Raw genomic sequence first — 22,578 nt, 5'->3', positions numbered from 1 at the left:
CGTCCGTCGCGGGCGCGGGCGCGGTCCGAAGGAATCACCCCCAGTCCTGGAGGGACCACTTCACATGGCCAAGATCATCGCGTTCGACGAGGAGGCGCGGCGCGGCCTCGAGCGCGGCATGAACCAGCTCGCGGACGCCGTCAAGGTGACGCTCGGCCCCAAGGGCCGCAACGTCGTCCTCGAGAAGAAGTGGGGCGCGCCCACGATCACCAACGATGGTGTCTCCATCGCCAAGGAGATCGAGCTCGAGGACCCGTACGAGAAGATCGGCGCCGAGCTGGTCAAGGAAGTCGCCAAGAAGACGGACGACGTCGCCGGCGACGGTACGACCACCGCGACCGTTCTCGCCCAGGCCCTGGTCAAGGAAGGCCTGCGCAACGTCGCGGCCGGCGCCAACCCGATGGCCCTGAAGCGCGGTATCGAGAAGGCCGTCGAGGCCGTCTCCGCCGCCCTTCTGGAGCAGGCGAAGGATGTCGAGACCAAGGAGCAGATCGCTTCCACGGCCTCCATCTCCGCCGCCGACACCCAGATCGGCGAGCTGATCGCCGAGGCCATGGACAAGGTCGGCAAGGAAGGCGTCATCACCGTCGAGGAGTCCCAGACCTTCGGTCTGGAGCTGGAGCTCACCGAGGGTATGCGCTTCGACAAGGGCTACATCTCGGCGTACTTCGCCACCGACATGGAGCGTATGGAGGCCGTCCTCGACGACCCGTACATCCTGATCGCCAACTCCAAGATCTCCAACGTCAAGGACCTGCTCCCGCTCCTGGAGAAGGTCATGCAGGGCGGCAAGCCGCTGCTGATCATCGCCGAGGACGTCGAGGGCGAGGCCCTGTCGACGCTGGTCGTCAACAAGATCCGCGGCACCTTCAAGTCCGTGGCCGTCAAGGCCCCGGGCTTCGGCGACCGCCGCAAGGCCATGCTCGGCGACATCGCCATCCTCACCGGTGGCGAGGTCATCTCCGAGGAGGTCGGTCTCAAGCTGGAGAACGCCTCCCTGGACCTCCTGGGCAAGGCCCGCAAGGTCGTCATCACCAAGGACGAGACCACCATCGTCGACGGTGCCGGCTCCGCCGACCAGGTCGCCGGCCGGGTCAACCAGATCCGCGCCGAGATCGAGAACAGCGACTCGGACTACGACCGCGAGAAGCTGCAGGAGCGCCTGGCGAAGCTCGCCGGCGGCGTCGCGGTCATCAAGGCCGGTGCCGCCACCGAGGTGGAGCTCAAGGAGCGCAAGCACCGCATCGAGGACGCCGTCCGCAACGCGAAGGCGGCCGTCGAGGAGGGCATCGTCGCCGGTGGCGGCGTGGCCCTGCTCCAGGCCTCCCAGGTCTTCGAGAAGCTGGAGCTCGACGGTGACGAGGCGACCGGCGCCAACGCCGTGAAGCTCGCCCTGGAGGCCCCGCTGAAGCAGATCGCCGTCAACGGTGGTCTCGAAGGCGGCGTCGTGGTGGAGAAGGTCCGCAACCTCACCGTCGGCCACGGCCTCAACGCCGCGTCCGGTGAGTACGTGGACATGATCGCCGAGGGCATCATCGACCCGGCGAAGGTGACCCGTTCCGCGCTGCAGAACGCCGCCTCCATCGCCGCGCTGTTCCTCACCACCGAGGCCGTCATCGCCGACAAGCCGGAGAAGGCCGCCGCGGCGGGCGCCCCGGGCGGCATGCCGGGCGGTGACATGGACTTCTGATCCTTTTGGGATCGGATCCGTCCGTAGCGTGACCGAGGGCGGCACCCCCTGTCTGACAGGGGGTGCCGCCCTCGGGCTTTTCCGGGGACACGCGCGTGACCCGGGCCACAGATGCCGGAGCGGCGGAATGGGGGCGGCGGGGAGCCGGTTGTGCGGGAGACGCGTGTTGTATGCGCGTGCACATACCGACCGGTGCTATCCCCCTCACACAGTCCGAGGAGCCCCCACGTGACCGCCACCGCCCCCGGCACCGCCTCCCGCGCGGCCGAGATCCTCTCCCGCCCCACCACGATCAACGGCCTGACCGTGCCGAACCGCATCGCGATGGCGCCGATGACCCGGATGTTCTCGCCGGACGGCGTCCCGGGCGAGGACGTCCTGTCGTACTACGCCCGCCGCGCCGCCGCCGGTGTCGGACTGATCGTGACGGAGGGGACGTACGTCGGTCACCCCTCCGCCGGGCTGAGCGACCGGGTGCCGCGGTTCCACGGCGAGGAGCCGCTCGCGGGCTGGGCGAAGGTCGTCGAGGCGGTGCACGCGGCGGGCGGCACGATCATGCCGCAGATCTGGCACATCGGCATGGTCCGCACCGCCGGTGACCCGCCGTTCCCGGAGGCCCCCGCCATCGGCCCGTCCGGCATCCGCGTCGGCTCCGACGAGGTCACCGGCAAGGCGATGACCCAGCAGGACATCGACGACGTCATCGCCGCGTTCGCGCGGGCCGCCGCCGACGCCGAGCGGATCGGCTTCGACGGCGTGGAGATCCACGGCGCCCACGGCTACCTCATCGACCAGTTCCTGTGGGCCGGCACCAACCGCCGCACCGACGCCTACGGCGGCGACCCGGTCTCCCGCGCGCGGTTCGCCGCCGAGATCGTGGCCGCCGTACGCGACCAGGTCTCCCCGGGCTTCCCCGTCGTCTTCCGCTACTCGCAGTGGAAGGAGGGCTTCTACGACGCCCGCCTCGGCGAGACCCCCGAGGAGCTGGAGTCGGTCCTCGCCCCGCTCGTGGAGGCCGGCGTCGACGCCTTCCACGCCTCCACCCGCCGCTACTGGCGCCCGGAGTACGAGGGCAGCGACCTCAACCTGGCCGGCTGGACCAAGAAGCTCACCGGCAAGCCCACCATCACCGTCGGCTCGGTCGGCCTCGACGGCGTCTTCCAGAAGGCGTTCCGCGGCGAGGGCTCCGGCGTCCACGACATCGACAACCTCCTGGACCGCATGGAGCGCGACGAGTTCGACCTCGTCGCCGTCGGCCGCGCCCTGCTCCACGACCCGCGGTGGGCCGAGAAGGTCCTGACCGGCCGCTTCGACGAACTGACCCCCTACGACGCCGCCGCGCTGAAGACCCTCAGCTGAACCGCCGTCCGGCCGCGGCGTAGGGTCCCGGGAGATCACCGGCCGGTCGACGGTCACCGGCCCGTGGACGATCAGCGGCGACCCGTGAGGAGCGGTCGATGACGGACAGCGAGACGACACCCGGACCGGTGGTGCGCACCGCGGCCGGTGCGGTACGCGGACGCCGCGAGGACGGCCTGGCCGTCTTCCGCGGCGTCCCCTACGCCGAACCCCCGGTCGGCGACGCCCGGTTCGCCGCCCCGCGGCAGCGGCGCCCCTGGGACGGCGTCCGGGAGGCGTACGCCTTCGGCCCGCCGCCCCCGCAGGACCTCGGGGTCGCCGGGCAGCGCACCGCGACCGAGGGCGACGACTGGCTGACCGCCAACGTCTGGACCCCCGACGCCGACCCGGCCGCACGCCGCCCGGTCATGGTGTGGATCTACGGCGGCGCCTACAAGATGGGCCACGGCTCCAGCCCCGGCTACGACGCCCGCCGCATCGCCGCCGACGGCGACCTCGTCGTCGTCACCTTCAACTACCGCGTCGGCATGGAGGGGTTCGCCCGGATCGAGGACGCCCCCGCCAACCGGGGCCTGCTCGACCAGATCGCCGCGCTCGTCTGGGTGCAGCAGAACATCGAGGCGTTCGGCGGCGACCCCGACCGGGTCACCGTCTTCGGCGAGTCCGCGGGCGCCGGTTCCATCGCGGCGCTGCTGTCGATGCCGCGCGCGGCCGGGCTGTTCCGGCGGGCGGTCCTGCAGAGCGTGCCGGGCACGTTCTTCTCCGACGCACTGGCCCGGGACATCGGCACCGCCCTCGCCGCCGAGCTGGGCCTCGCGCCCACCGTCGCCGACCTGTCGGAGGTGGCCCCGACGAAGCTGGTCACGGCCGGGCAGACCCTCGCCGCGAAGATGCTCGGGTACACCGACCGCTGGGGGCAGGCCGCGCCCACGGTGACGCCGTACTCGCCGGTGATCGACGGCGAACTGCTGCCGGAGCTGCCGTGGCGGGCGCTGGCCGCGGGCGCCTCGGCCGACGTGGACCTGCTCGTCGGCCACAACCGCGACGAGTTCCGGCTCTTCACCGCCATGGCCGGACAGCACGGCCGGATCGGCGAGGACCGGGCGACGGCCGCGCTGCGGATGTACGCCCCCGGGCCCGACGGGGAGGCCGCCTACCGGGCCGCGTTCCCGGCCGCGGGCCCCGGCGAGCTGTACGAGAAGGTGCAGACGGACTGGCTGTTCGCCGTACCCACGATGCGGCTGGCCGAGGCGCACCTCGCGGGCGGCGGCCGGGCCCACGCCTACGAACTGACCTGGCCCGCCCCCGGCAACGGCGGCGGCCTCGGCGCCTGCCACGCCCTCGACCTGCCGCTGCTCTTCGACACCTACCACGCCGACCTGGGCGCCCTGCTCTTCGCCGGGACGGAACCCGACGAGGAGACGCTGGCGCTCTCCACGTACATGCGGGCGTCCTGGACGGGGTTCGCGCGCACCGGCGACCCGGGCTGGGCGGCGTACGACTTCGAACAGCGGCTCGTCCAGGTCCTGGACGCCGAGCCCGCCGTCGTCCCCTACCCGGAGGAGACGACCCGGCGGCTCTGGAAGGACCAGGAACTCACCGCCCTGCCCCTGCTCCGATCAGACTCCTAGGACATCGGCTCGGGATCGACCCGCATCGGGACGCCCCAGGTCCGCAGCACCTCGTAGTCGGTGAACTCGTGGACGAGCCGGTAGGCCGACGCGGGGCGGGGGCCACGGCGCTGCGCCGCGAGGTACAGCTCGGCCTCGCGGCGGTCGCGGCGCGGCGTGCCGCACAGCTGCCACGCCTGGCCGTTCCACGCCTCCGGCAGCCAGCGCTGCTGGGGCTGGGGGCGGTCGCCGCGCACTCCGTACCGGGACGGGGCCGGTTCGGCGGGCTGCTGCGGGGCCGGGCCGCCGCCGTACTCCGCGCGCCGCGCCGACCGGCGGCGGGTCTCGCACAGCAGGCACAGATCGGGGGCGGCCTCGTCGACCGGGCCGCCTGGGTGCTCGCGGCAGCGGGTGCTGGGGGCCGCCGTCGAGACGCTCTCGTCCAGCCGCTCCACGGCGCGGCGCAGGTCTTCCCGGATCTCGTGCAGCTTGGCGTCGGGGGTGTCGGCGCCCAGGGCGTCCCCGTGCTCACCGAGGAGACGCAGGGCGCGGCCCAGGGCGGTCAGCTGGGCGTGGTTCATGTCCTCCAGAGTCGCACACGGCACCGACCGGGTCCGCCCGGCGCAGCCCGCCGAAGACGTACGTCACCGCGAAACCGACCACGTACCCCGTCAGCAGCCCGCCCCCGTACACCCCCGCCGTCCACGCCGGACCGGCGTCCCCGGCGAGCAGCGGGAAGAGCGCCCAGCCGGACGGGCCGATCGCCGTCGACCCGACCTCGGTGCTGAGCATCGCGAACAGCCCGACGAACGCGCCGCCCGCCGCCCCGCCGACGCACGCCGTGACGAAGGGCCGGCCGAGGGGGAGGGAGACGCCGTAGATCAGGGGTTCGCCGACGCCGAGCAGGCCGGCGGGGAGCGCGGACCTGATCGTCGTACGCAGCGACGTGTCGTGGCGCAGCCGGACGTACACCGCGAGCGCCGCGCCGACCTGGCCCGCGCCCGCCATGGCCAGCAGCGGCAGCAGGACGGTGTGGCCCTGCTGTTCGATGAGGGTGGTGTGCAGCGGGATCAGCGCCTGGTGCAGACCGAGCATCACGAGGGGGAGGAAGAGCCCGCCGAGGAGCAGGCCGGCCAGCGCGCCCGTCGTCTCCAGCAGCCAGGTCGCCGCCGTGCCGACGGCCGTCGCGACCTCGCCGGCCGCGTACATCAGGACGTAGAGCGTGGCGAGTCCGGCGACCAGGACGGTCAGGGTCGGGGTGAGCAGCACGTCGAGGGTGCCGGGGAGCCGGGCGCGGCACCACTTCTCCACGCAACAGCCGAGGGCCGCCGCCGCGAGCGCGCCGAGCACCCCGCCCTGGCCGGGGGCGAGCGGCGTGCCGAACGCCGTCACCTCCGCCACGCCGGGATGGACGACGACGGCGGCGACCGCGCCGCCCAGCACCGGGGTGCCGCCGAACACCTTGGCGGTGTTGTACCCGACGAACACCGCGATCAGCGCCATGAACGCGGCGGAGAGCGCGGTGAGCGCCGGGGTCAGGCCGGGCAGCAGCTCCAGGGTGCGCAGCAGCCCGGCGACGCCCGCGAGGATGCCGCAGCCGATCAGCGCGGGGATCAGCGGGACGAAGATGTCCGCGACCCGGCGCAGGGCCGTCTTCACCGGGGTGGCGTTGCGTTCCTTGTGCCGCGCCCTCAGCTCCGCGCCGCGCCGGGCGAGCTGCTCGGCGCTGTCACCCCGCCCGGCGTCCAGCAGCTCCTCGAACGCCTCCGTCACCCGCCCGACCGCCCCCGGCCCCAGCACCACCTGGTACGACGGCCCGTCCTCCACCACGCCCAGCACCCCGGGCAGGGCTCGCAGCTCGGCGTCGCGTACGGCTGTCCGGTCGGCCAGGACGAGCCGCAGCCGGGTGACGCAGTGGGCGAGGGAGACGACGTTGGCGGGGCCGCCGACCAGGGGGAGCAGGGCGGCGGCGGTGGCTCGGGGCTCGTTGTGCACGCCCCGAGCCTGCGGCTCACTCGCCCGTCGCCGCCAGCGCGGCACGCAGCCGGCCGCCGGAGTCCTCCAGAAGGCGGGCGGCCGTCGGGCCGTCCACCCCGGCCAGCAGGATCAGCACGGCGTGCTTGACCTCGCCCCCGGCGGCGTCCAGGGCCCGCTCGATCTCGTCGTCCCCGGCCCCCGTGGCGAGGGCGACGATCCGCCGCGACCGGGCGCGCAGCTTCTCGTTGGAGGCCCGCACGTCGACCATCAGGTTCCCGTACGTCTTGCCCAGCCGGATCATCGTGATCGTCGAGACCATGTTGAGCACCAGCTTCTGCGCCGTGCCCGCCTTCAGCCGGGTGGAGCCGGTGATCAGCTCCGGCCCGGTGACGACCTCGACGCGGTGCTCGGCCGCGTCGCCCAGCGCACTGCCCTCGTTGCCCGCGAGCCCCACGGTCAGCGCGCCGAGCGCACGGGCGTGCTCGACGGCCCCGACGGCGTACGGGGTGCGGCCCGACGCGGAGATCCCGATCACCGTGTCCTCCGCCACCAGCCCGAGCGCGTCGAGATCGGCGCGGGCCAGCTCGGCGGAGTCCTCGGCCCCCTCCACGGAGGAGACCATGGCACCGGGGCCGCCCGCGATCAGCCCGACGACCTGGCCGGGCGCGGTGTTGAAGGTCGGCGGGGACTCGGAGGCGTCCAGCACCCCGAGCCGCCCGGCGGTCCCGGCCCCGGCGTACACGAGCCGCCCGCCCCGCCCCATCCGCTCGGCTACGGCGTCGATGACGGCGGCGATCTCGGGGAGCCGCGCCGCGACGGCGGCGGCGACCCGCCCGTCCTCGCCGTTCATGATCCGGGCGATGTCGAGGGTGGGGAGCCGGTCGATCTCGGCGAGATCCGCCCGGAAGGCTTCGGTGGAGAGGGCCCCGAGCTGGGAGCGGAGGTCGTCGGGGCGGTGGGGGGTGGAGGTCATGGCGTGACGGCTCTTTCCGGTTCGTTCTCGACGCGGGGAGGGACGACTTACCTGGGGGCGCGGGACTGTATCGATATGCGGCTCCGCCGCGTGGGCGCGACGAGCCACGACGGCCCGCCGGCCGCTCACGCACGGTCAAGCCCTGCTGCGACGCGCCCCATGCCGGTGGACCAATGCCTCGTAGGAGGAGGACAGCGCCGGCCCCGCCACCGCGTACGTCCGCTGCGCCACCCCCACGAACAGACAGTCCACCACCAGCAACTGCCCCGTCCGGGAGGACATGGCCGCGGGCCGCAACTCGCTCTCCCGGGCCGTGGACGTGGTCAGCACATGATCGGCGTACTGCGTCACCGGCCCGTCGGGACGCCCCGTCACGGCGATCGTCGTGGCACCGCGTTCGAAGGCGACGCGCAACGGCTCGATGACGTCGCCCGTCGACCCGGAGTGGGTGACGGCGACGGCGACGTCCCCGGCGCGCAACTGCACCGCGTTGGTGACGGCGAGGTGCGGATCGCTGTGGGCGTGGGCTATCAGCCCGATCCGCAGCAGCTTCTGCGTGAGGTCCTGGGCGACCAGCCCCGACGCCCCGATGCCGTACACGTCCGTACGCCGCGCGCCCGCGAGTGCGGTGACCGCCGCGCCGAGCTGCCCGGTGTCGAGACCGGCCGCCGTGTCGGCGAGGGTCTGCTGCTCGTCGTAGGCGAGTTTCGCGACGACGTCGGCGAGGGGGTCGTCGACCGCGATGTCCGTGGTGAGGGCGGGCGCGCGCCCGGACTGCTGCTGGGCGGCGAGCCCGGCGAGGGCGAGCCGCAGATCACGGTAGCCGGGGTAGCCGAGCAGCCGGGCGGTGCGCACGACGGTCGCCTCGCTGGTGCCGGTCAGCTCCGCGAGACCGGTGACGGTGAGCGCGGCACAGCCCGCCGGGTCGTGCGCGACGGCCTCGGCGACCCGCTGCATGGACCGGGTCATCGACGGCGCCAGGGTGCGCACCTTGGCCACGAGGGCGGCGGGCTGCGGCGCGGGCGGCGGTGCGAAAGTTTCCTTCACTCCCTCGGTCACCTCTGGAAGGTATTTTCGTTCCGGGTGCGGGTCAAGAGCGCGCACAATGGAGGCATGGACCCCATCAGCCCCCTTGAACAGGCGTTGCACTCCGCGCGCGCCCGCGTCCTCGCCGATCTCGTCGCCGGTGAGGTCGCCGAGGCCGACGTGGTGTCGCTGGTCGAGGAGTCCGTCGTCCAGCGGCGGTGGTGGGTGGAGCAGTGGCCGGACGGCGCGCCCTTCGTCGCCGGGCTGGTCGCGCAGGACGTGCAGGACGCGCTCCTGGAGCGGTACGGGCGGTGGCCGCTGTGCCCGGTGTGCGGCTCCGGCGACCCGCACGCCCTGGACGTCGACCCGGAGCTGGGGGCCGACCCGCACTGGGTGTGCAGCGAGGCCGGGGTGCGGGTCGCGCCCGTGGGCTCGCTGGGCGCGGCCATCGGCGGCGGTGCCGCCTCGTGAGCGTCGCCGCCCCGTGACCGTCTACATAGACCCGCCCACCTGGCCGGGCCACGGCCGCCTCTGGTCGCACCTGGTCAGCGACGTCTCCTACGACGAGCTGCACGCCTTCGCGCGCGGCCTCGATGTCCCCCGCCGGGCCTTCGACCGCGACCACTACGATCTGCCCGCGCAGCGGTACGCGGACGCCGTGCGGGCCGGTGCGGTGGAGGTCGGCAGCCGCGAGGTGGTGCGGCTGCTGCACGCGGCGGGCCTGCGCCGCCGCAAACGCCGGGATCAGCCCCGCAGTTCGTAGGCGAGCCACTCCTCGTCGTCCGTGCGGACCCGGACGAAACCGGCGCGTTCGAGGACCCGCCGCGAGGGTGTGTTGCCGGGTTCGGTGCGCGCGAACACGGCGGTGACGTCCTCGCGGGCCAGCGCCCAGGCGGACAGCGCGCGCAGTGCCTCGGTCGCGTACCCGTGGCCGCGGGCCGGTTCGACGAGGTCGTAGCCGATCTCGACGCGGCCGTCCTCGTCCGGCGGCCCGTGCCAGCCCATGGCGCCGACCGCCAGGTCGTCCGTGCGGCGGACCAGCGTGTACATCCCCCACTCCGGGCGGAGCACCCCCGCCTCGTACGCCTTCGCGACCATCCCGGCGCCCTCGCGGGTGCCGTCGACGGGGCCGCCGCCGAGCCAGGCGTGGCCGCCGTCGCCACCCAGGGAGAGGTCGCCGGCGACGGCGGGGGTGACGCCTTCGAGGGTGAGCCGCTCGGTGGTCAGCACCAGGTTGTTGCACCACTTCCACGCGGTCACCCGGGGCCGCCCCGGCAGGTCGCCGCGGCCGGTGGCCCACAGCAGCGTCTCCCAGGGGTCGGCGCCCGGCCGCACGTGGGGAAAGATCCGGGTGAGGACGTACGAGCAGATCCCGGCGGACGGCGCGTACGCCACGCCGAGCCCCCCGGCCATGTCGTACGTGTGCAGCACCGCCTCGGTGATGCCCATCGCGGCGAAGCCCTCGCGGTCCGCGCTCCGGTGGGGGTACGGGTGGTAGCCGCGGGCGTCGCGCGGCGCGGCGCGGACGGCGGCGGCGAGCAGCGCGCCCATCGCCTCGACGACCCGCAGGGTGCCGTCGTTGTCCGTGCCCTCCTCCAGGCCGTGGTCGAAGGGGACGTAGGAGTCGGTGGCCCGCACGGCGAGCTGTCCGGCGTAGGCGACGAGGCACCCGGCGACGTGTGCCGCCGTCTCCCGCACGTTCCAGTCGAGGCCGCCCGCCCGGGTCGCGGACCAGTCCTGGTCCGTCGCCGTGCGCAGCGCCGCGACGGCGCCCGCGACCGCTGCCTGTACCTGGTCCCCGCCCGATTCCCGCATGGCGCGGAGGTTACGGGGCCGGGGGCGCGCCCGGCGACGTGTTTTCCGGCTGGGCCGGCCCGGCCGGCCGGGTCAGCTCGGCCAGCTCGGCGCTGAGGTTGGCGCGGGCGGCCGCCTCCCACTCGCGCCGCCCGTACGGGGTGCGGAACAGCCGTGGCAGGCCGAGCAGTTGCCGCAGGACCGCGGCGCGTCCGGACCGGAAGCCGGCGTCCGGCACGAAGTGGTACTCCTGGCGTACGGCGGCGGTGTAGGCGGCGTACGCGGCGGGCGGCGCGGCGAGGATCGCGAGGTCCGCGTCGCAGAGCACCTCTCCGTCGCGGTCGCCGTCGGCCGGATCGTGCGTGACGGTGAGCCGCACGAGCCGCGCCACCTCGGCGGTCCGCTCCGGGTCCACCCCGGCCTCCGGGAGCGCCCGTTCGGCCAGCCGCGCCGACCGCTCCTCGTTGGTGGACCGCTCCGGCAGGTACACGGCGTCGTGGAACCAGGCCGCCAGCCGGACCACGTCGGGATCGGCGGCGTACTCGCGGAGCGTGTCGACGTGGTCGAGGACCGCGGTGAGGTGCTCCACGGTGTGGTAGCGGCGCTGCGGCTCGGACCAGAGGCGCAGCAGCGCGTCGGCGTACCGGTACGGGTCGGGGAAGCAGGCGTCCTCGCGCGACGCGAGCAGGGTGCGCACCCAGCGCGAGCGGAGGGCGTCGAGATCGGCCATGAGCCCATTCTCACCCGATCCCATTCTCGCCCGGCCCCGTTCTCGCCCGGCCCCCTTCTCACCCGGGCCTTCTCCCGCGGGCGGGCCCGCGCCCCTAGCGTGGCCCCCATGACGACTCCTGCCGATGTGCGCGACGTACGCGACCCCGAGCTGCCCGGACGGCTGCTGACCACCGAGCGGGACGACCTGGTGCCGCTGCTGCGGTCCAGGGCGGAAGAGGACTTCGCGCGGGCGGTGCCGGCGTGTCCGGGCTGGACCGTGCGGGACGTGCTGGCGCACTGTTCGTCCGCGCTGCTGAGGGTGGTCGAGAACCGTTTCGAGAAGGGCGTCTTCTCGCCCGCGTCCAACGACCGGGACATCGCCGAGCGGGCCGGGTGGAGCGCTGCCGAGATCGTCGACGAGCTGGAGCGCGGGCTGACCGGCGCCGGGCCGGTGATCGCGGCGGCGGGCGGCGTGCTGGACACCCTCGCACTCGGCGAGTGGGTGCACGCCGGGGACGTCCGTGAGGCCCTCGGTGAGCCGGGCGCGTACGCCGGGCGCTCGCTGCCGGACGCGCTGGCGCTGCTCGCCTCGGTCACCCGCGCCCTCGGCCACGTCCCGCTCCACGCCGACCTCGACGACGTGGACGAGCCGCTGAAGCTGGGGGAGGTGAGCGGGGAGCGTCCGCCGGGGCGGTTCATCGGCGACGCCGCCACCCTCGTACGGCTGTACGCGGGGCGTCCGGCTGGCGGCGCGGCGTACGAACTGGCCGGGGTCGAGGAGCGGGAACTGGACATCTTCGGCTGAGCCGGACCGGCGCGGGCCGGTCCCTGCGGCGGGGCGGCCCTCCGGCGCGTAGGCTGTGATTGGACTAGACCTGTACCACCCGCAGCAGGCCGCAGCCGCCGACGAAGAGGGGCCCCATGAGCAAGCGTGCAGTCCTGGAGGTGATCGCCCTCGACGTCGAGGACGCCGTCGCCGCACAGGCCGGAGGCGCGGACCGCCTCGAACTCGTCACCGACATGGCGGCCGACGGGCTCACCCCGTCGGCCGCGACCGTCACCGCGATCCGTGCCGCCGTCGACATCGACGTACGGGTGATGCTGCGGCTCGCGGACGGGTTCGCCGCGGGGGACGTGACCGCGCTGGTGCGGACCGCGGCCGAGCTGCGGGAGGCGGGCGCCGACCAGTTCGTGCTGGGGTTCCTCGACGCGGACGGGGACGTCGACCTGGACGCGGTCGAGCGGCTCGCGGTGGTGCTGCACGGCTGCCGGTGGACGTTCCACCGGGCCGTCGACAACGCCGCCGACCGGGGCGCCCTGCGCAAGCGGCTCGCGGACTTCCCCGGTCTGGACACCTACCTGACGGCCGGCTCGGCCGCCGGTGTCGACGCCGGCCTGCCGGTCCTCCTCGCCGAGGCCGCGCGACAGGGCGAACCCGGCTACGAGCAGCAGCTCCTCGTCGGCGGCGGCCTGCGCCTCGACCATGTACCCGCCCTGCTCGACGGAGGCGTCGACGGCTTCCACATCGGCGGCGCGGCCCGCCCCCGGGGGTGGGCCGGACCGGTGTCGGCGGACGCGGTCGGCGAGTGGCGGCGGGTGCTCGGGACCTGAGCGACAGGGCCTAGGCCAACTGCTCCGGCAGTGCCGTCGCGTGCGTGACGACCAGGCCCGACACCGCTCGGGTCAGGCACACGTACAGGCGGCGCAGGCCGGTCCGCTCGTCCGGTTCGCCGTCGACCACCGCGCGGGGCTCGTCCAGGACCACGTAGTCGTACTCCAGGCCCTTGGCCAGCGAGGCCGGGACCAGGGTCAGCCGGGTCTCGGCGGTGGTCTCCTCGCCGGGGGAGAGGTGGCCGATGCCCGCCGCCGTCAGCGCCTCCGCCAGTTCCGGGACGCGCGCGTCGGCGGCGATCAGGCCGGTCGAGCCCTCCCGTTCCAGCAGCTCCCGGCAGGCCGCCACCACGTCCGCCGTGCCGTCCCTGGACGCGCGGATCTCGAAGAAGCCGGGGTTCTCCCGGATGGACGCTACCGGCGTGAGCCCCGGCGCGATGTGCGGCAGCAGGCGCGAGGCGTACGCGATGACGTCCGTCGGCACGCGGAAGCCGGCGGTCAGCTCCTCCACCACCGCCGCGTCCTTGCCCAGGTGGGACAGGGCCTCCCGCCAGCTGCGGGTGGCCCACGGCGTGGTGCCCTGCGCCAGGTCGCCGAGGACGGTTGCGGAGCCGGTGGTGCAGCGCCGGCCCACCGCCCGGTACTGCATGGGGGAGAGGTCCTGCGCCTCGTCCAGGACGACGTGCCCGAGGGAGTGCGTCCGCTCGACCAGGTCGGTCGCCTCGTCGATCAGCACCGCGTCCGCCGCCGACCACTTGGCGGTCCGTACCGACCGGGCCGGCTTCGTCCACAGCACGGCCTTCTGCTCCTCCGCCGTGAGCAGCCCGTCGGCGTGCGCCGCGAGGAACTCCGCGTCCGACAGCAGCCGCAGCACGAGCCTGGCCGGGTCGACGGCGGGCCAGACCTCCTTCACGCACGCCTTCACCGCGGCGTTGCGCGCCACCGTGTTCTGCACCCGGTCGTCCGGCGCCTCGCCCGCCCGCTCCATCTGCACCAGCACCGCGTGCGCGATCCGCTGCGGCAGCGCCTCGCGGGCCGCCCCGTACCGGATGTCCCGGTCCAGCAACTCCTGTACCAGGTCCTGCAGTTCGTACACCGGTACCCGCCAGCGGCGGGAGCCTCGCACCACGACGACCGGCTCGGTCACCGCGGCGACGTGGGAGTACAGGGCCCGGCGCAGCACCTCGGCCATCCGGGCATCGCCCTTGACCACCGCCGTCGCCGCCTCGTCGGTACCGCGCACCTCCACATGCGCCACCAGGTCGTCGACCGTGGCCTGCCGCACGGCCAGCTCGCCGAGGGCCGGCAGCACCTGCTCGATGTAGTGCAGGAAGGACCGGTTCGGGCCGATGACGAGGGTGCCGGTGCGGGCGAGCCGCTCGCGGTGCGCGTACAGCAGGTACGCCACCCGGTGCAGGCCGACGGCGGTCTTCCCGGTGCCGGGGCCGCCCTGCACACAGACCGAGCCGGAGAGCCCGGCGCGCACGATCTCGTCCTGCTCGGGCTGGATGGTCGCCACGATGTCCCGCATCGGGCCGACGCGGGGGCGTTCGATCTCCCGCTGGAGGAGGCTGCTGGTGGCGGCCGTCTCGGCGGGGTCGCTCAGCCGCTCGTCCTCGTAGGCGGTGATGTCGCCGCCGGTGTACCCGAAGCGGCGGCGCAGCTCGACGTCCTTCGGGTCCTTCTTGGACGCCTGGTAGAACGGCTGCGACACCGGCGCGCGCCAGTCGATCACCATCGGGTCCCCGTCGGCGTCGTGGACATGCCGCCGCCCGATATAGAAGCGCTCGCCCTCAGCACCCTCCGCCTGGTCCGCCCCCGGCGCGTGCAGGTAGTCGAGCCGGCCGAAGAACAGCGGGGTGTCGCTGAGATCGGCCAGGGCCTTGACGCGGTCCTCGATCTGCCGCTCCAGGACGGCGGCGTTGACCCAGTTCGCGGTGACGTCGCTGATGTCCAGGGACTCGGCGTCGATGCGCATGGCGCGCAGCGCGGAACGGGAGGCGGCGAGGTGGGAGCGCTCTCGCGACAGGGGGTCGTCGTGGACGGGCGTGGACAAGGGGGTGCCTCCGGAGGGACCTGAAAGGGTGGCGACTGCGAATACCGGCCGGTTTCCGTCCGGTCGGCGGCGCTCCGTACGGGAGGCGGGAAGAGCGGAGAGTCTAGGCGAGGCGGGTTGCGCCGGCCAACGGTTTACCCTGCCCGCACTCCCGCGCGCCCCCTAGGGGATCGTCCTCCCCCCTGAGGGGAACGGGTCCGTCCGCAGGAGGACCCGCGGGGCGGCGGACTCGGCCCTCAGGGCGACGGACGGGGGCGGCGGACTCGGCCCACAGGGCGATGACGCGGCTACGGGCCGAATCGCACCATGGAGGACATGAGCGCAGCAACCGTCACCCCCGTACCGGCACCGGTCCGCGCCGCGGCCGGCGCCCGCCCGCGCCGTCTCGTCCACACCCTGCGTGCCGTGAAGGTCTTCGCGGGCGCCGCCTTCGAGGTCGTCGTCCTCGGTGAGTACGACGAGACGGCGGGCGTCCGCCGGCACCGGTGAGCACCCGCCGCCCGGTCCCGCGTGAGCGTCAGGCGCCCTCCGCCAGCAGCTCGTCCGCGTCCATGATCCGGTAGGCGTACCCCTGCTCCGCCAGGAACCGCTGCCGGTGCGCGGCGAAGTCCTGGTCGAGGGTGTCGCGGGCGACCACCGAGTAGAAGTGCGCCTGGTGGCCGTCGGCCTTCGGCCGCAGCACCCGCCCGAGCCGCTGCGCCTCCTCCTGCCGCGACCCGAACGTCCCCGACACCTGCACCGCGACCGTCGCCTCCGGCAGGTCGATGGAGAAGTTCGCGACCTTCGACACCACCAGCACGTTGATCTCGCCCTGCCGGAACGCCTCGAAGAGCTTCTCCCGCTGCGCGTTGGTCGTCTCGCCCTTGATCACCGGTGCGCCCAGGTGCTCGCCCAGCTCGTCGAGCTGGTCGATGTACTGCCCGATGACGAGGATCTGCTGCCCGGCGAAGCGCCGCACGATCGCCTCGGTCACCTTCCGCTTGGTGGCCGTCGTGGCGCAGAACCGGTACTTCTCCTCCGTCTCGGCGGTGGCGTACGCGAGCCGCTCCGACTCGGTCAGATTGACCCGGACCTCCACGCAGTCGGCGGGCGCGATGTACCCCTGCGCCTCGATCTCCTTCCACGGCGCGTCGAACCGCTTCGGCCCGATGAGCGAGAACACGTCCGACTCGCGGCCGTCCTCGCGCACCAGGGTCGCGGTCAGGCCGAGGCGTCTGCGGGCCTGGAGGTCGGCGGTGAACTTGAAGACCGGCGCGGGCAGCAGGTGCACCTCGTCGTAGACGATCAGCCCCCAGTCCCGGGAGTCGAACAGCTCCAGGTGCGGGTAGACGCCCTTCCGCCGGGTCGTCAGCACCTGGTAGGTGGCGATGGTGACCGGCCGGATCTCCTTCCGCGTCCCGCTGTACTCACCGATCTCGTCCTCGGTCAGCGACGTCCGCTTCACCAGCTCGTGCTTCCACTGCCGGGCCGAGACGGTGTTGGTGACGAGGATCAGCGTCGTCGACTTGGCCTCGGCCATCGCACCGGCCCCGACCAGCGTCTTCCCGGCGCCGCACGGCAGGACGACGACACCGCTGCCGCCGTGCCAGAAGTTCTCCACCGCCTGCTTCTGGTACGGGCGGAGCGCCCACCCGTCCTCGGCCAGCTCGATCGGGTGCGCCTCGCCGTCGACGTACCCGGCGAGGTCCTCGGCCGGCCAGCCCAGCTTCAGCAGCGTCTGCTTGATCTGCCCGCGCTCGGAGGGGTGCACGGCCACGGTGTCCGGGTCGATCCGGGCGCCGACCAGCGGCGCGATCCGCTTCGACTTCAGGATCTCCTCAAGGACCGGCCGGTCGGTGGTGGTCAGCACCAGGCCGTGCGCCGGGTGCTTGCTCAGCGTGAGGCGCCCGTAGCGGTCCATCGTCTCGGCGATGTCGACGAGCAGCGCGTGCGGCACGGGGTAGCGGCTGTACTGCACCAGCGCGTCCACGACCTGCTCGGCGTCGTGCCCGGCGGCGCGCGCGTTCCACAGGCCGAGCGGGGTCACCCGGTAGGTGTGGATGTGCTCCGGCGCGCGCTCCAGCTCGGCGAAGGCGGCGATGGACCGGCGGCAGTCACCGGCCAGCTCGTGGTCGATCTCCAGGAGCAGCGTCTTGTCGGACTGGACGATCAGCGGACCATTCACGGGCGGCACCCTTTCGCGTACGGCCGGGAGGGCTCGGCCAAACGTCCAGTGTGCCTGATCGCGGGGGCGTGACCACGGGTTCGCGGCAGCCGGTCCCCGTCCCGGCACCGCCCTGCCCTCGACCTGCCCCGTCCCTGCCCCGTCCCTGTCCTACTGGATGTCTTTTCATCCCAACGCGTGGTCCGACCGGGGCTTTCCCACGGCGGCCCCGGACAATGAGCCAGCGTGCCCCCCGTGCAGAACTCCCCGATGCCCACGCTCGGTTACGCCCTGTTCGCCACCCGCTGGTTGCAGGCTCCGTTGTACTTCGGCCTGGTGGCCGCCCAGGGTGTGTACGTCTACAAGTTCTTCAACGAGCTGTGGACCTTAATCCTGCGTTGCGTGAGCGGCCGGGCCAGTGAGACCTACGTCATGCTCGCGGTGCTCAAACTGGTCGACGTCGTCATGATCGCTAACCTGCTGATCATGGTCATCGTCGGCGGCTACGAGACCTTCGTCTCCCGCATCGGCCTCCAGGGCCACCGCGACCAGCCGGAGTGGCTCTCGCACGTCAACTCCAACGTGCTCAAGGTCAAGCTGGCCACCGCCATCGTGGGCATCTCCTCGGTCCACCTCCTCCAGATGTTCGTGGACGTCCACCACACCTCCCGGCACGCGCTGCTGTGGGGCACGGTGATCCACATGGCGTTCATCTTCTCGGCGGCGATCCTCGCGTACATGTCCGGGCCGATGGCGCGGCGCGGTGAGCGTCCGCACGGTCCCGAGCGGACCGCCGCCCCGGCCGCCGCTCCCGCCGCGGGCCCCGTCGCCGTCGCCGCCGCCGAGCAGCCGGTGCCCGACCCCGCCGCCGTACGGGTTCCCGTCGCCTTCCCGGCGCAGCGGCAGGCGGCGGACGCGGACCCGGTCGAGGTGACGGCCGGGGCCGAGGAGCGCATCCGGGACGCCGGGTTCCCGGTCCGCAAGCAGCTGGAGGAGTTCGACGAGAGCCACCCCCTGGGCTTCGACCGGGAGACCGTGGCGCGGCTCGGCAAGGCGGACTTCGTCGCCGCCCGGCGCAACGTGGTCTTCACCGGCCCGCCCGGCACCGGCAAGACGCACCTGGCCGTCGGGCTCGGGCTGCGCGCCTGCCAGGCCGGGCACCGGGTGCTGTTCGCGACGGCCGGCGAGTGGGCCGCCCGCCTCGACGCGGCCCGCGCGGCCGGCCGGCTCACCGAGGAACTCACCGCCCTGGACTCCTGTCCGCTGCTGATCGTCGACGAGGTCGGCTACACCCCGTTCGACGAGGCCGCCACGGCCCTGTTCTTCCGGCTCGTGGCCCACCGGTACGAACGCGGCTCGCTGATCGTCACCGCGGACCGGCCGGCCGACCGCTGGGACGAGGTCTTCAGCGGTCCGTCCGTCCCGGCGCTGGTGGACCGCCTGGGCCACCACGCCGAGACCGTCCGGCTGGAGGGCGACAGCTACCGCACCCGCCGCGCTACTTCAGCGTGGGCAGGGTGACGTTGTTCAGCAGCGGCCCCTCCACGGTGATCAGCTCGCCGCCCGCGAGGGTCTCGACGCCCGTCCCGGGCAGCGGCAGCGGCAGCGCGGCGGCCTCCGGCACGAGTACGGCGATCAGCGCGGTGGTGGAGATCAGGGCGGCGAGGGAGACGGCGACGGCGGCACGGGCGGAGACCGCGCGGGCGGAGGCGGAACGGGCGGAGACGGCACGGGCCGGTCTCGTTCTCGTGGGCAGCGGCATGGTGAGTTCCCATTCTTCGGGGGGACACGTGCGGAGGAGGGCCGGCCCCCGGGGGGTGGGGCCGGCCCGGAACAGGGGGACGGAACGCGTCAGAGGGTGAGGCCGCCGCCGAGGTCGATGCCGATCGCGGCGGCCTCGGCGGCGAACGCCCCCAGCAGTGCGGCGGTGGTGGTCAGGACGGCGGCGACACGACGTACGGCACGCATCGGGTGGTTCCCTTCGCTACGTTCGCGCTCCGGCTTCGCATCGGAGCAGGACACCCGGTGGCTGCCCGGGAGCCCTCGGCCGGATGCGCCACATGAAGAAAGCTCCCTCGGGGGTGGGAAAGCCCCGGCGTGGCGTGCATGAACCGCCGCGTACACCCGAAAGCGCGGGAGACGGCGGGACGCGCGGGGCGGCGGCGTAAAGCCGCGGGGCGACGGGTGTCGCGGCCCCTGGAGCGGCGCCCGGTCAGCCCGTGTCGTCCGCGAGTTCCGCGACGCCCGTGATCCGGTGCAGCGCGAAGGTGCGGACCTCGTCCGCGGTGTGGTCGTACGCCGTCACGAAACCGCCCTCGACCCGCACCGGGGCGACCACCCGCTGGCTGGCGGCGCCCTCGGCGTTCACGTAGCCGATCCACAGCGTCTCGCCGGTCAGCACGGCGGCCTGCATCGTGGCGAGGGTCTCGGCGGCGGACGTGCGCGGCAGCTCACCGGCGGCCGGGGAGGCGCCCGCGCCCGGCTTGCGCGGCGCGGTGGCGGCCAGGTCACCGGCCCGGATCGCGCGGATCGCCGCCGTCAGCAGGGCGTCGTCCGGGACGGGCGGGCCGTCCGGTACCGGTTCCGGCGCCGTGCGCGGCGGGGTCCGGCGGGCGTCGGCGCGGGCGATCAGCACATCGCCGCCCGCCGACTCGGCGGCCGGCGCGAAGCCCATCGCGCGCAAGCCCTCCAGCAGCCCGGCCGGGTCGGCCTGCGCGGCGAGCACGGTCGGCGCGAGGCGGCGCAGCCCGAGCCCCGCGGCCCGCTTGTCGGCGAGGATCTCGTCCAGTGTGGCGTCGTCGTCGCAGCGCACGTACGCCGAGGCCGCGCCGACCCGCAGCCGTCCGTGCCGCCGGGCCACGTCGTCGATCAGGTACGTCAGCGGCTGCGGCACCGGCGTACGGGAGTACCGGGCCAGGAAGGCGTGCAGCTCGGCGGCGCTCTGCCCGGAGTCCAGGGCACGGCGTACCGAGCCGGGCGTGAACCGGTACACGGTCGCCCCGCCCTTGGACTCGACGTCCGCGAGGACGTCCAGCAGCTCGGCGAGCGGCCGCCGCAGCGGCCCCGGCGCCACCGCCGTCAGGTCGGCCTGGAGCAGCACGTGGTCCAGCGGCTCGGGCAGCAGCGGCGCCAGCACCCGAGCGGCGGCCGCGGTGGCGACGGCCTGCTCGGCGGGCGACAGCGGCGCGAGGGCGTACGCCGAGGGCTCGGAGACGGGCGACAGCGGCTCGGGGGCGTGTGCCGAGGGCTCCGGGGCGGGCGGCAGCGGCTCGTGGCCGGGCGGCGTCCGGTGGTGGACGGGCAGCTTGTCCCCGGGACCGGGCAGTTTGTCCCCGGGACCGGGCAGCTCGTGCCCGGGGCCGGGCAGTTTGTCCCCGGGGCTGGGCAGCTCGTCCCCGGGACCGAAACCGGAACGGGGACCGGAACCGGGGCCAGTACCGGGACCGGAGCCAGTACCGGGACCGGGACCAGTACCGAAGCCAGAGACAGTACCGGAACCGGAACCGAGGCCAGAACCGGCCCCGGAACCAGAACCGGAATCGGCCCCGGAACCAGAACCGGCCCCGAGGCCGGAACCGGAATCGGCCCCAAGGCCGGAACCGGAATCGGCCCCGGAACCGGAACCGGAAGAACCAGAACCGGGGCGGCCGTCGCCGCCCTCCCCCCGTTGCCCCGCCGCCGATGCGCCGATCAGGGCCCGTGCCGGGGCCGCTAGGGCGCCGCGGCCGGTGATGCCCAGCAGTTCCGCCTCGTCCAGGGTCCAGTGGGCCAGCCGGGAGCGGAGGTCGCTCTCCTGGCCGGCCCGCTCCTCCCGGCGCGGGCCGCGCAGCGGACGCTCCCAGCGCAGCCGGTCGAGGACCGCGTCCGCCGCCGGCGCGGACCCCTCCGGCAGCCGCGCGAGCAGCGCCAGCACCCGGTGGCGTACCTCCGGTGCCGCCGACCGGTCCAGGCCCGCGCCCAGCGCCGACAGCGCGCGGTCCTTCGGGTCGCGCGAGCCGACCAGGCCGCTGGTCCGGGTCGCGAGCAGCCACGCCTCGGCGAGCCGCGCCCACCGCTCCGCCGGGGGCCGCTCACGCCACTCGTCGTACGCGGGGGTCGCCGCGTACCGCTCGTCCGCCTCGCCGTCGGAGGCGATCAGCCCGGCCGCGTAGGCCAGTTCGACCCAGAACGCGGCGACCGGCTCGGCGACGTCCAGGGCGACCGCCGTCCGCTTCAGGTCGCGGACGCTCAGCCCGCCGGCCCGCAGCACGGCCGGACCGCCCTCGTCCCAGTCCTTCAGCAGCTCCTCGATCACCCCGAGGGCCGCCTGCGCCTGCCCGGCGGCGGTGGCGTCCACCACCTCGGGACGGTGGACGGCCGCGGCCTCCACGGGCGGCGGCACCGGCTCGGCCCTCCGGTGCGCGCGCCCGCCCCGCAGGTGCAGGGCGACCTCCCGGGGCAGGACGACCGTGCCCGCGGCGGTCGGCAGCAGCAGCCCGCGCTCCAGGAGCCAGCGCAGATGGGCCGCCGGGTCGTGGGTGACCTGCCCGTACGGCGGTCCCCACACGAGCCGGTCCAGCACCTCACGGGACTCGCGCGGCGCACCGGCGAGCAGCGCGGCCATCCGCGTCCGGTCGGTGAAGAGTCCGGTCAACGCGTCGACGGCCGACACCGGATCGTGGGTCGAGGGAAGCCCGGCGGTCGCGAGGATCTCCTGGACGCGCCCCGGCGACATCCCCGAGGTCGCCTCCCGCACCGTCGGCCCGAGCCCTGTCGGCGAGGGGTGCTGCGCGGAGGGCGCGAGCAGCTCGCGGGCCGTGCGTACCAGCCGCAGCCGGTCGTCGCCGCCCCACACCAGCGCCTGCGCGCGCAGACCGGCCAGCGCCCGCGGCAGGGCGGCGGTCACGTCCGCGTCGCCGTCGTCCCCGGCGAGCAGCCCGAGCAGCTCCTCGTAGGTCGCCGGGTCACCCGCCACGGCCAGCGCCTCCGCCGTCTGCAGCGCGAACCGGTCGAGCCGCTCCAGGGCCCGGACCACCGAGGCCCGGGTACCGGCGCGGGTGGCGAGCTGGGTGAGGTCGGTGGGGACGGGAGTGACGAGGTCGGGGCGGCTGCGCAGGAGGGCGGCCAGGGAGTCGTCGTCCCTGCCGCGAAGGGCCTCCGCGAGGGACCGGGGGGCCGCGGGCTTCTCCTCGGTGCTCATCCGCCCCACGGTAGCGGGTCGGTCCCGGGCGGCGACGCGTTCGACCACGGCCGGAGGGCGATCGCCGACGGCCACAGGCGGTACGGTCGTGCGACGGGGCATCACCAACGCACCGCCCCGGAGGGGTTCGTGGGCATGGGCATCGAGAGCGACCAGGTCGTCTTCGAGTATCTGAGCCGCGTCGGCGACGTGGCCCAGCAGCGTCAGCTGCCGTCGGCCACCCGGATGCGTCTCGTCGCCGACCTGCGCAACGAGATCGACAAGCGGCGCTCCAGGACCGTCGTCGACTCGCCCGCCGCGGTCCGCCGCATCCTGGACCGGCTCGGCAGCCCGGACGACGTGGTCGAGGCCGCCGGCGGCGACACCCGGGCCGCGGCCTGGGAACCGCCGCCCGCCGTCCCGCTCCAGCCGGACGGCGCGACCCCGGAGGCGGAGCGCCCGAAGCGGCT

General features: G+C 74.3%; 19 protein-coding genes and 1 pseudogene. 10 read left to right on the top strand and 10 right to left on the bottom strand.

Annotated features, from left to right (window positions below; all coding sequences use genetic code 11):
* Nucleotides 1–64 precede the first annotated feature (64 nt).
* From groL to UW392_RS29270, 3 genes are all read left to right on the top strand, one after another.
* Nucleotides 65–1,690: a chaperonin GroEL gene (gene groL / locus UW392_RS29280; RefSeq protein WP_320778147.1), complete on the top strand. Its 1,626-nt coding sequence runs from the start codon at nucleotides 65–67 to the stop codon at nucleotides 1,688–1,690.
* A gap of 228 nt (nucleotides 1,691–1,918) precedes the next feature.
* Complete coding sequence (locus tag UW392_RS29275) at nucleotides 1,919–3,049, top strand: NADH:flavin oxidoreductase (protein WP_320778146.1); 1,131 nt, start codon at nucleotides 1,919–1,921, stop codon at nucleotides 3,047–3,049.
* 98 nt (nucleotides 3,050–3,147) lie between these two features.
* Nucleotides 3,148–4,680 carry a carboxylesterase/lipase family protein gene (locus tag UW392_RS29270; RefSeq protein WP_320778145.1) on the top strand — a complete coding sequence of 511 codons (1,533 nt, stop codon included), beginning with the start codon at nucleotides 3,148–3,150 and terminating at the stop codon, nucleotides 4,678–4,680.
* On the opposite strand, the gene UW392_RS29265 is transcribed toward UW392_RS29270, so the two are convergent.
* The 4 genes from UW392_RS29265 to UW392_RS29250 form a co-directional block, all read right to left on the bottom strand.
* Nucleotides 4,677–5,240, bottom strand: a complete 564-nt coding sequence (locus UW392_RS29265; RefSeq protein WP_320778144.1) for a hypothetical protein — start codon at nucleotides 5,238–5,240, stop codon at nucleotides 4,677–4,679. The genes UW392_RS29270 and UW392_RS29265 overlap by 4 nt on opposite strands.
* On the bottom strand, nucleotides 5,188–6,654 hold the full coding sequence (locus tag UW392_RS29260) for a PTS transporter subunit EIIC (protein ID WP_320778143.1): 1,467 nt from the start codon (nucleotides 6,652–6,654) through the stop codon (nucleotides 5,188–5,190). Before UW392_RS29260 ends, UW392_RS29265 begins: the two co-directional genes overlap by 53 nt.
* A gap of 16 nt (nucleotides 6,655–6,670) precedes the next feature.
* Nucleotides 6,671–7,609 carry an N-acetylmuramic acid 6-phosphate etherase gene (gene murQ, locus UW392_RS29255; protein ID WP_320778142.1) on the bottom strand — a complete coding sequence of 313 codons (939 nt, stop codon included), beginning with the start codon at nucleotides 7,607–7,609 and terminating at the stop codon, nucleotides 6,671–6,673.
* Nucleotides 7,610–7,744: 135 nt separating this feature from the next.
* Nucleotides 7,745–8,668, bottom strand: coding sequence for a MurR/RpiR family transcriptional regulator (locus tag UW392_RS29250; protein WP_414496712.1), 924 nt, complete (start codon nucleotides 8,666–8,668; stop codon nucleotides 7,745–7,747).
* 54 nt (nucleotides 8,669–8,722) lie between these two features.
* Between UW392_RS29250 and UW392_RS29245 the strand changes: the two genes are divergently transcribed.
* Both UW392_RS29245 and UW392_RS29240 read left to right on the top strand, forming a co-directional pair.
* Complete coding sequence (locus tag UW392_RS29245) at nucleotides 8,723–9,106, top strand: hypothetical protein (RefSeq protein WP_320778140.1); 384 nt, start codon at nucleotides 8,723–8,725, stop codon at nucleotides 9,104–9,106.
* Nucleotides 9,107–9,119: 13 nt separating this feature from the next.
* On the top strand, nucleotides 9,120–9,398 hold the full coding sequence (locus UW392_RS29240) for a DUF4031 domain-containing protein (protein ID WP_320778139.1): 279 nt from the start codon (nucleotides 9,120–9,122) through the stop codon (nucleotides 9,396–9,398).
* Here UW392_RS29240 and UW392_RS29235 read toward each other — a convergent pair.
* Both UW392_RS29235 and UW392_RS29230 read right to left on the bottom strand, forming a co-directional pair.
* Nucleotides 9,380–10,450, bottom strand: a complete 1,071-nt coding sequence (locus UW392_RS29235; RefSeq protein WP_320778138.1) for a GNAT family N-acetyltransferase — start codon at nucleotides 10,448–10,450, stop codon at nucleotides 9,380–9,382. The two genes, UW392_RS29240 and UW392_RS29235, sit on opposite strands and share 19 nt — an antisense overlap.
* A gap of 10 nt (nucleotides 10,451–10,460) precedes the next feature.
* Nucleotides 10,461–11,159, bottom strand: a complete 699-nt coding sequence (locus UW392_RS29230; RefSeq protein ID WP_320778137.1) for a hypothetical protein — start codon at nucleotides 11,157–11,159, stop codon at nucleotides 10,461–10,463.
* Between the two features lie 108 nt (nucleotides 11,160–11,267).
* Here UW392_RS29230 and UW392_RS29225 point away from each other — a divergent pair, with 108 nt between their 5' ends.
* Entirely contained in the window at nucleotides 11,268–11,945 is a 678-nt protein-coding gene (locus UW392_RS29225; RefSeq protein ID WP_320778136.1) for a maleylpyruvate isomerase family mycothiol-dependent enzyme, read from the top strand.
* Between the two features lie 116 nt (nucleotides 11,946–12,061).
* Nucleotides 12,062–12,751 carry a copper homeostasis protein CutC gene (locus UW392_RS29220; protein WP_320778135.1) on the top strand — a complete coding sequence of 230 codons (690 nt, stop codon included), beginning with the start codon at nucleotides 12,062–12,064 and terminating at the stop codon, nucleotides 12,749–12,751.
* Nucleotides 12,752–12,761: 10 nt separating this feature from the next.
* On the opposite strand, the gene UW392_RS29215 is transcribed toward UW392_RS29220, so the two are convergent.
* Nucleotides 12,762–14,807 carry an AAA family ATPase gene (locus tag UW392_RS29215; RefSeq protein WP_320778134.1) on the bottom strand — a complete coding sequence of 682 codons (2,046 nt, stop codon included), beginning with the start codon at nucleotides 14,805–14,807 and terminating at the stop codon, nucleotides 12,762–12,764.
* Nucleotides 14,808–15,122: 315 nt separating this feature from the next.
* Here UW392_RS29215 and UW392_RS29210 point away from each other — a divergent pair, with 315 nt between their 5' ends.
* Nucleotides 15,123–15,296 (top strand): hypothetical protein, encoded by a 174-nt coding sequence (locus UW392_RS29210; protein WP_320778133.1) that lies wholly within the window; start codon nucleotides 15,123–15,125, stop codon nucleotides 15,294–15,296.
* Between the two features lie 28 nt (nucleotides 15,297–15,324).
* Here the strand turns inward: UW392_RS29210 and UW392_RS29205 are convergent, their stop codons facing one another.
* A complete protein-coding gene (locus tag UW392_RS29205; RefSeq protein ID WP_320778132.1) occupies nucleotides 15,325–16,971 on the bottom strand; it encodes a DNA repair helicase XPB in 1,647 nt (548 codons plus the stop codon).
* A 249-nt stretch (nucleotides 16,972–17,220) separates the two neighbouring features.
* Between UW392_RS29205 and istB the strand changes: the two genes are divergently transcribed.
* A complete protein-coding gene (gene istB, locus UW392_RS29200) occupies nucleotides 17,221–18,471 on the top strand; it encodes an IS21-like element helper ATPase IstB (RefSeq protein ID WP_320778148.1) in 1,251 nt (416 codons plus the stop codon).
* Here istB and UW392_RS29195 read toward each other — a convergent pair.
* Together UW392_RS29195 and UW392_RS29190 are read right to left on the bottom strand one after the other, a co-directional pair.
* Nucleotides 18,449–18,712 (bottom strand): hypothetical protein, encoded by a 264-nt coding sequence (locus UW392_RS29195; protein WP_320778131.1) that lies wholly within the window; start codon nucleotides 18,710–18,712, stop codon nucleotides 18,449–18,451. The two genes, istB and UW392_RS29195, sit on opposite strands and share 23 nt — an antisense overlap.
* A gap of 450 nt (nucleotides 18,713–19,162) precedes the next feature.
* Nucleotides 19,163–22,129: a helicase C-terminal domain-containing protein gene (locus UW392_RS29190; protein ID WP_320778130.1), complete on the bottom strand. Its 2,967-nt coding sequence runs from the start codon at nucleotides 22,127–22,129 to the stop codon at nucleotides 19,163–19,165.
* Between the two features lie 135 nt (nucleotides 22,130–22,264).
* Here UW392_RS29190 and UW392_RS29185 point away from each other — a divergent pair.
* Nucleotides 22,265–22,578: pseudogene (locus UW392_RS29185) on the top strand (hypothetical protein); the annotation flags it as partial.

The organism is Streptomyces sp. CRN 30 (assembly GCF_034105845.1).
The sequence above is the reverse complement of the archived record's forward strand: the minus strand, read 5'-3'. Positions and strand labels throughout refer to the sequence as shown.

Bases quoted from the DNA above. Each gene is read 5' to 3' on its own strand.
- groL (WP_320778147.1), top strand. From the start codon at position 65: ATGGCCAAGATCATCGCGTTCGACGAGGAGGCGCGGCGCGGCCTCGAG.
- UW392_RS29270 (WP_320778145.1), top strand. From the start codon at position 3,148: ATGACGGACAGCGAGACGACACCCGGACCGGTGGTGCGCACCGCGGCC.
- UW392_RS29265 (WP_320778144.1), bottom strand. From the start codon at position 5,240: ATGAACCACGCCCAGCTGACCGCCCTGGGCCGCGCCCTGCGTCTCCTC.
- murQ (WP_320778142.1), bottom strand. From the start codon at position 7,609: ATGACCTCCACCCCCCACCGCCCCGACGACCTCCGCTCCCAGCTCGGG.
- UW392_RS29245 (WP_320778140.1), top strand. From the start codon at position 8,723: ATGGACCCCATCAGCCCCCTTGAACAGGCGTTGCACTCCGCGCGCGCC.
- UW392_RS29235 (WP_320778138.1), bottom strand. From the start codon at position 10,450: ATGCGGGAATCGGGCGGGGACCAGGTACAGGCAGCGGTCGCGGGCGCC.
- UW392_RS29230 (WP_320778137.1), bottom strand. From the start codon at position 11,159: ATGGCCGATCTCGACGCCCTCCGCTCGCGCTGGGTGCGCACCCTGCTC.
- UW392_RS29225 (WP_320778136.1), top strand. From the start codon at position 11,268: ATGACGACTCCTGCCGATGTGCGCGACGTACGCGACCCCGAGCTGCCC.
- UW392_RS29220 (WP_320778135.1), top strand. From the start codon at position 12,062: ATGAGCAAGCGTGCAGTCCTGGAGGTGATCGCCCTCGACGTCGAGGAC.
- UW392_RS29210 (WP_320778133.1), top strand. From the start codon at position 15,123: ATGAGCGCAGCAACCGTCACCCCCGTACCGGCACCGGTCCGCGCCGCG.
- istB (WP_320778148.1), top strand. From the start codon at position 17,221: ATGCCCACGCTCGGTTACGCCCTGTTCGCCACCCGCTGGTTGCAGGCT.
- UW392_RS29195 (WP_320778131.1), bottom strand. From the start codon at position 18,712: ATGCCGCTGCCCACGAGAACGAGACCGGCCCGTGCCGTCTCCGCCCGT.
- UW392_RS29190 (WP_320778130.1), bottom strand. From the start codon at position 22,129: ATGAGCACCGAGGAGAAGCCCGCGGCCCCCCGGTCCCTCGCGGAGGCC.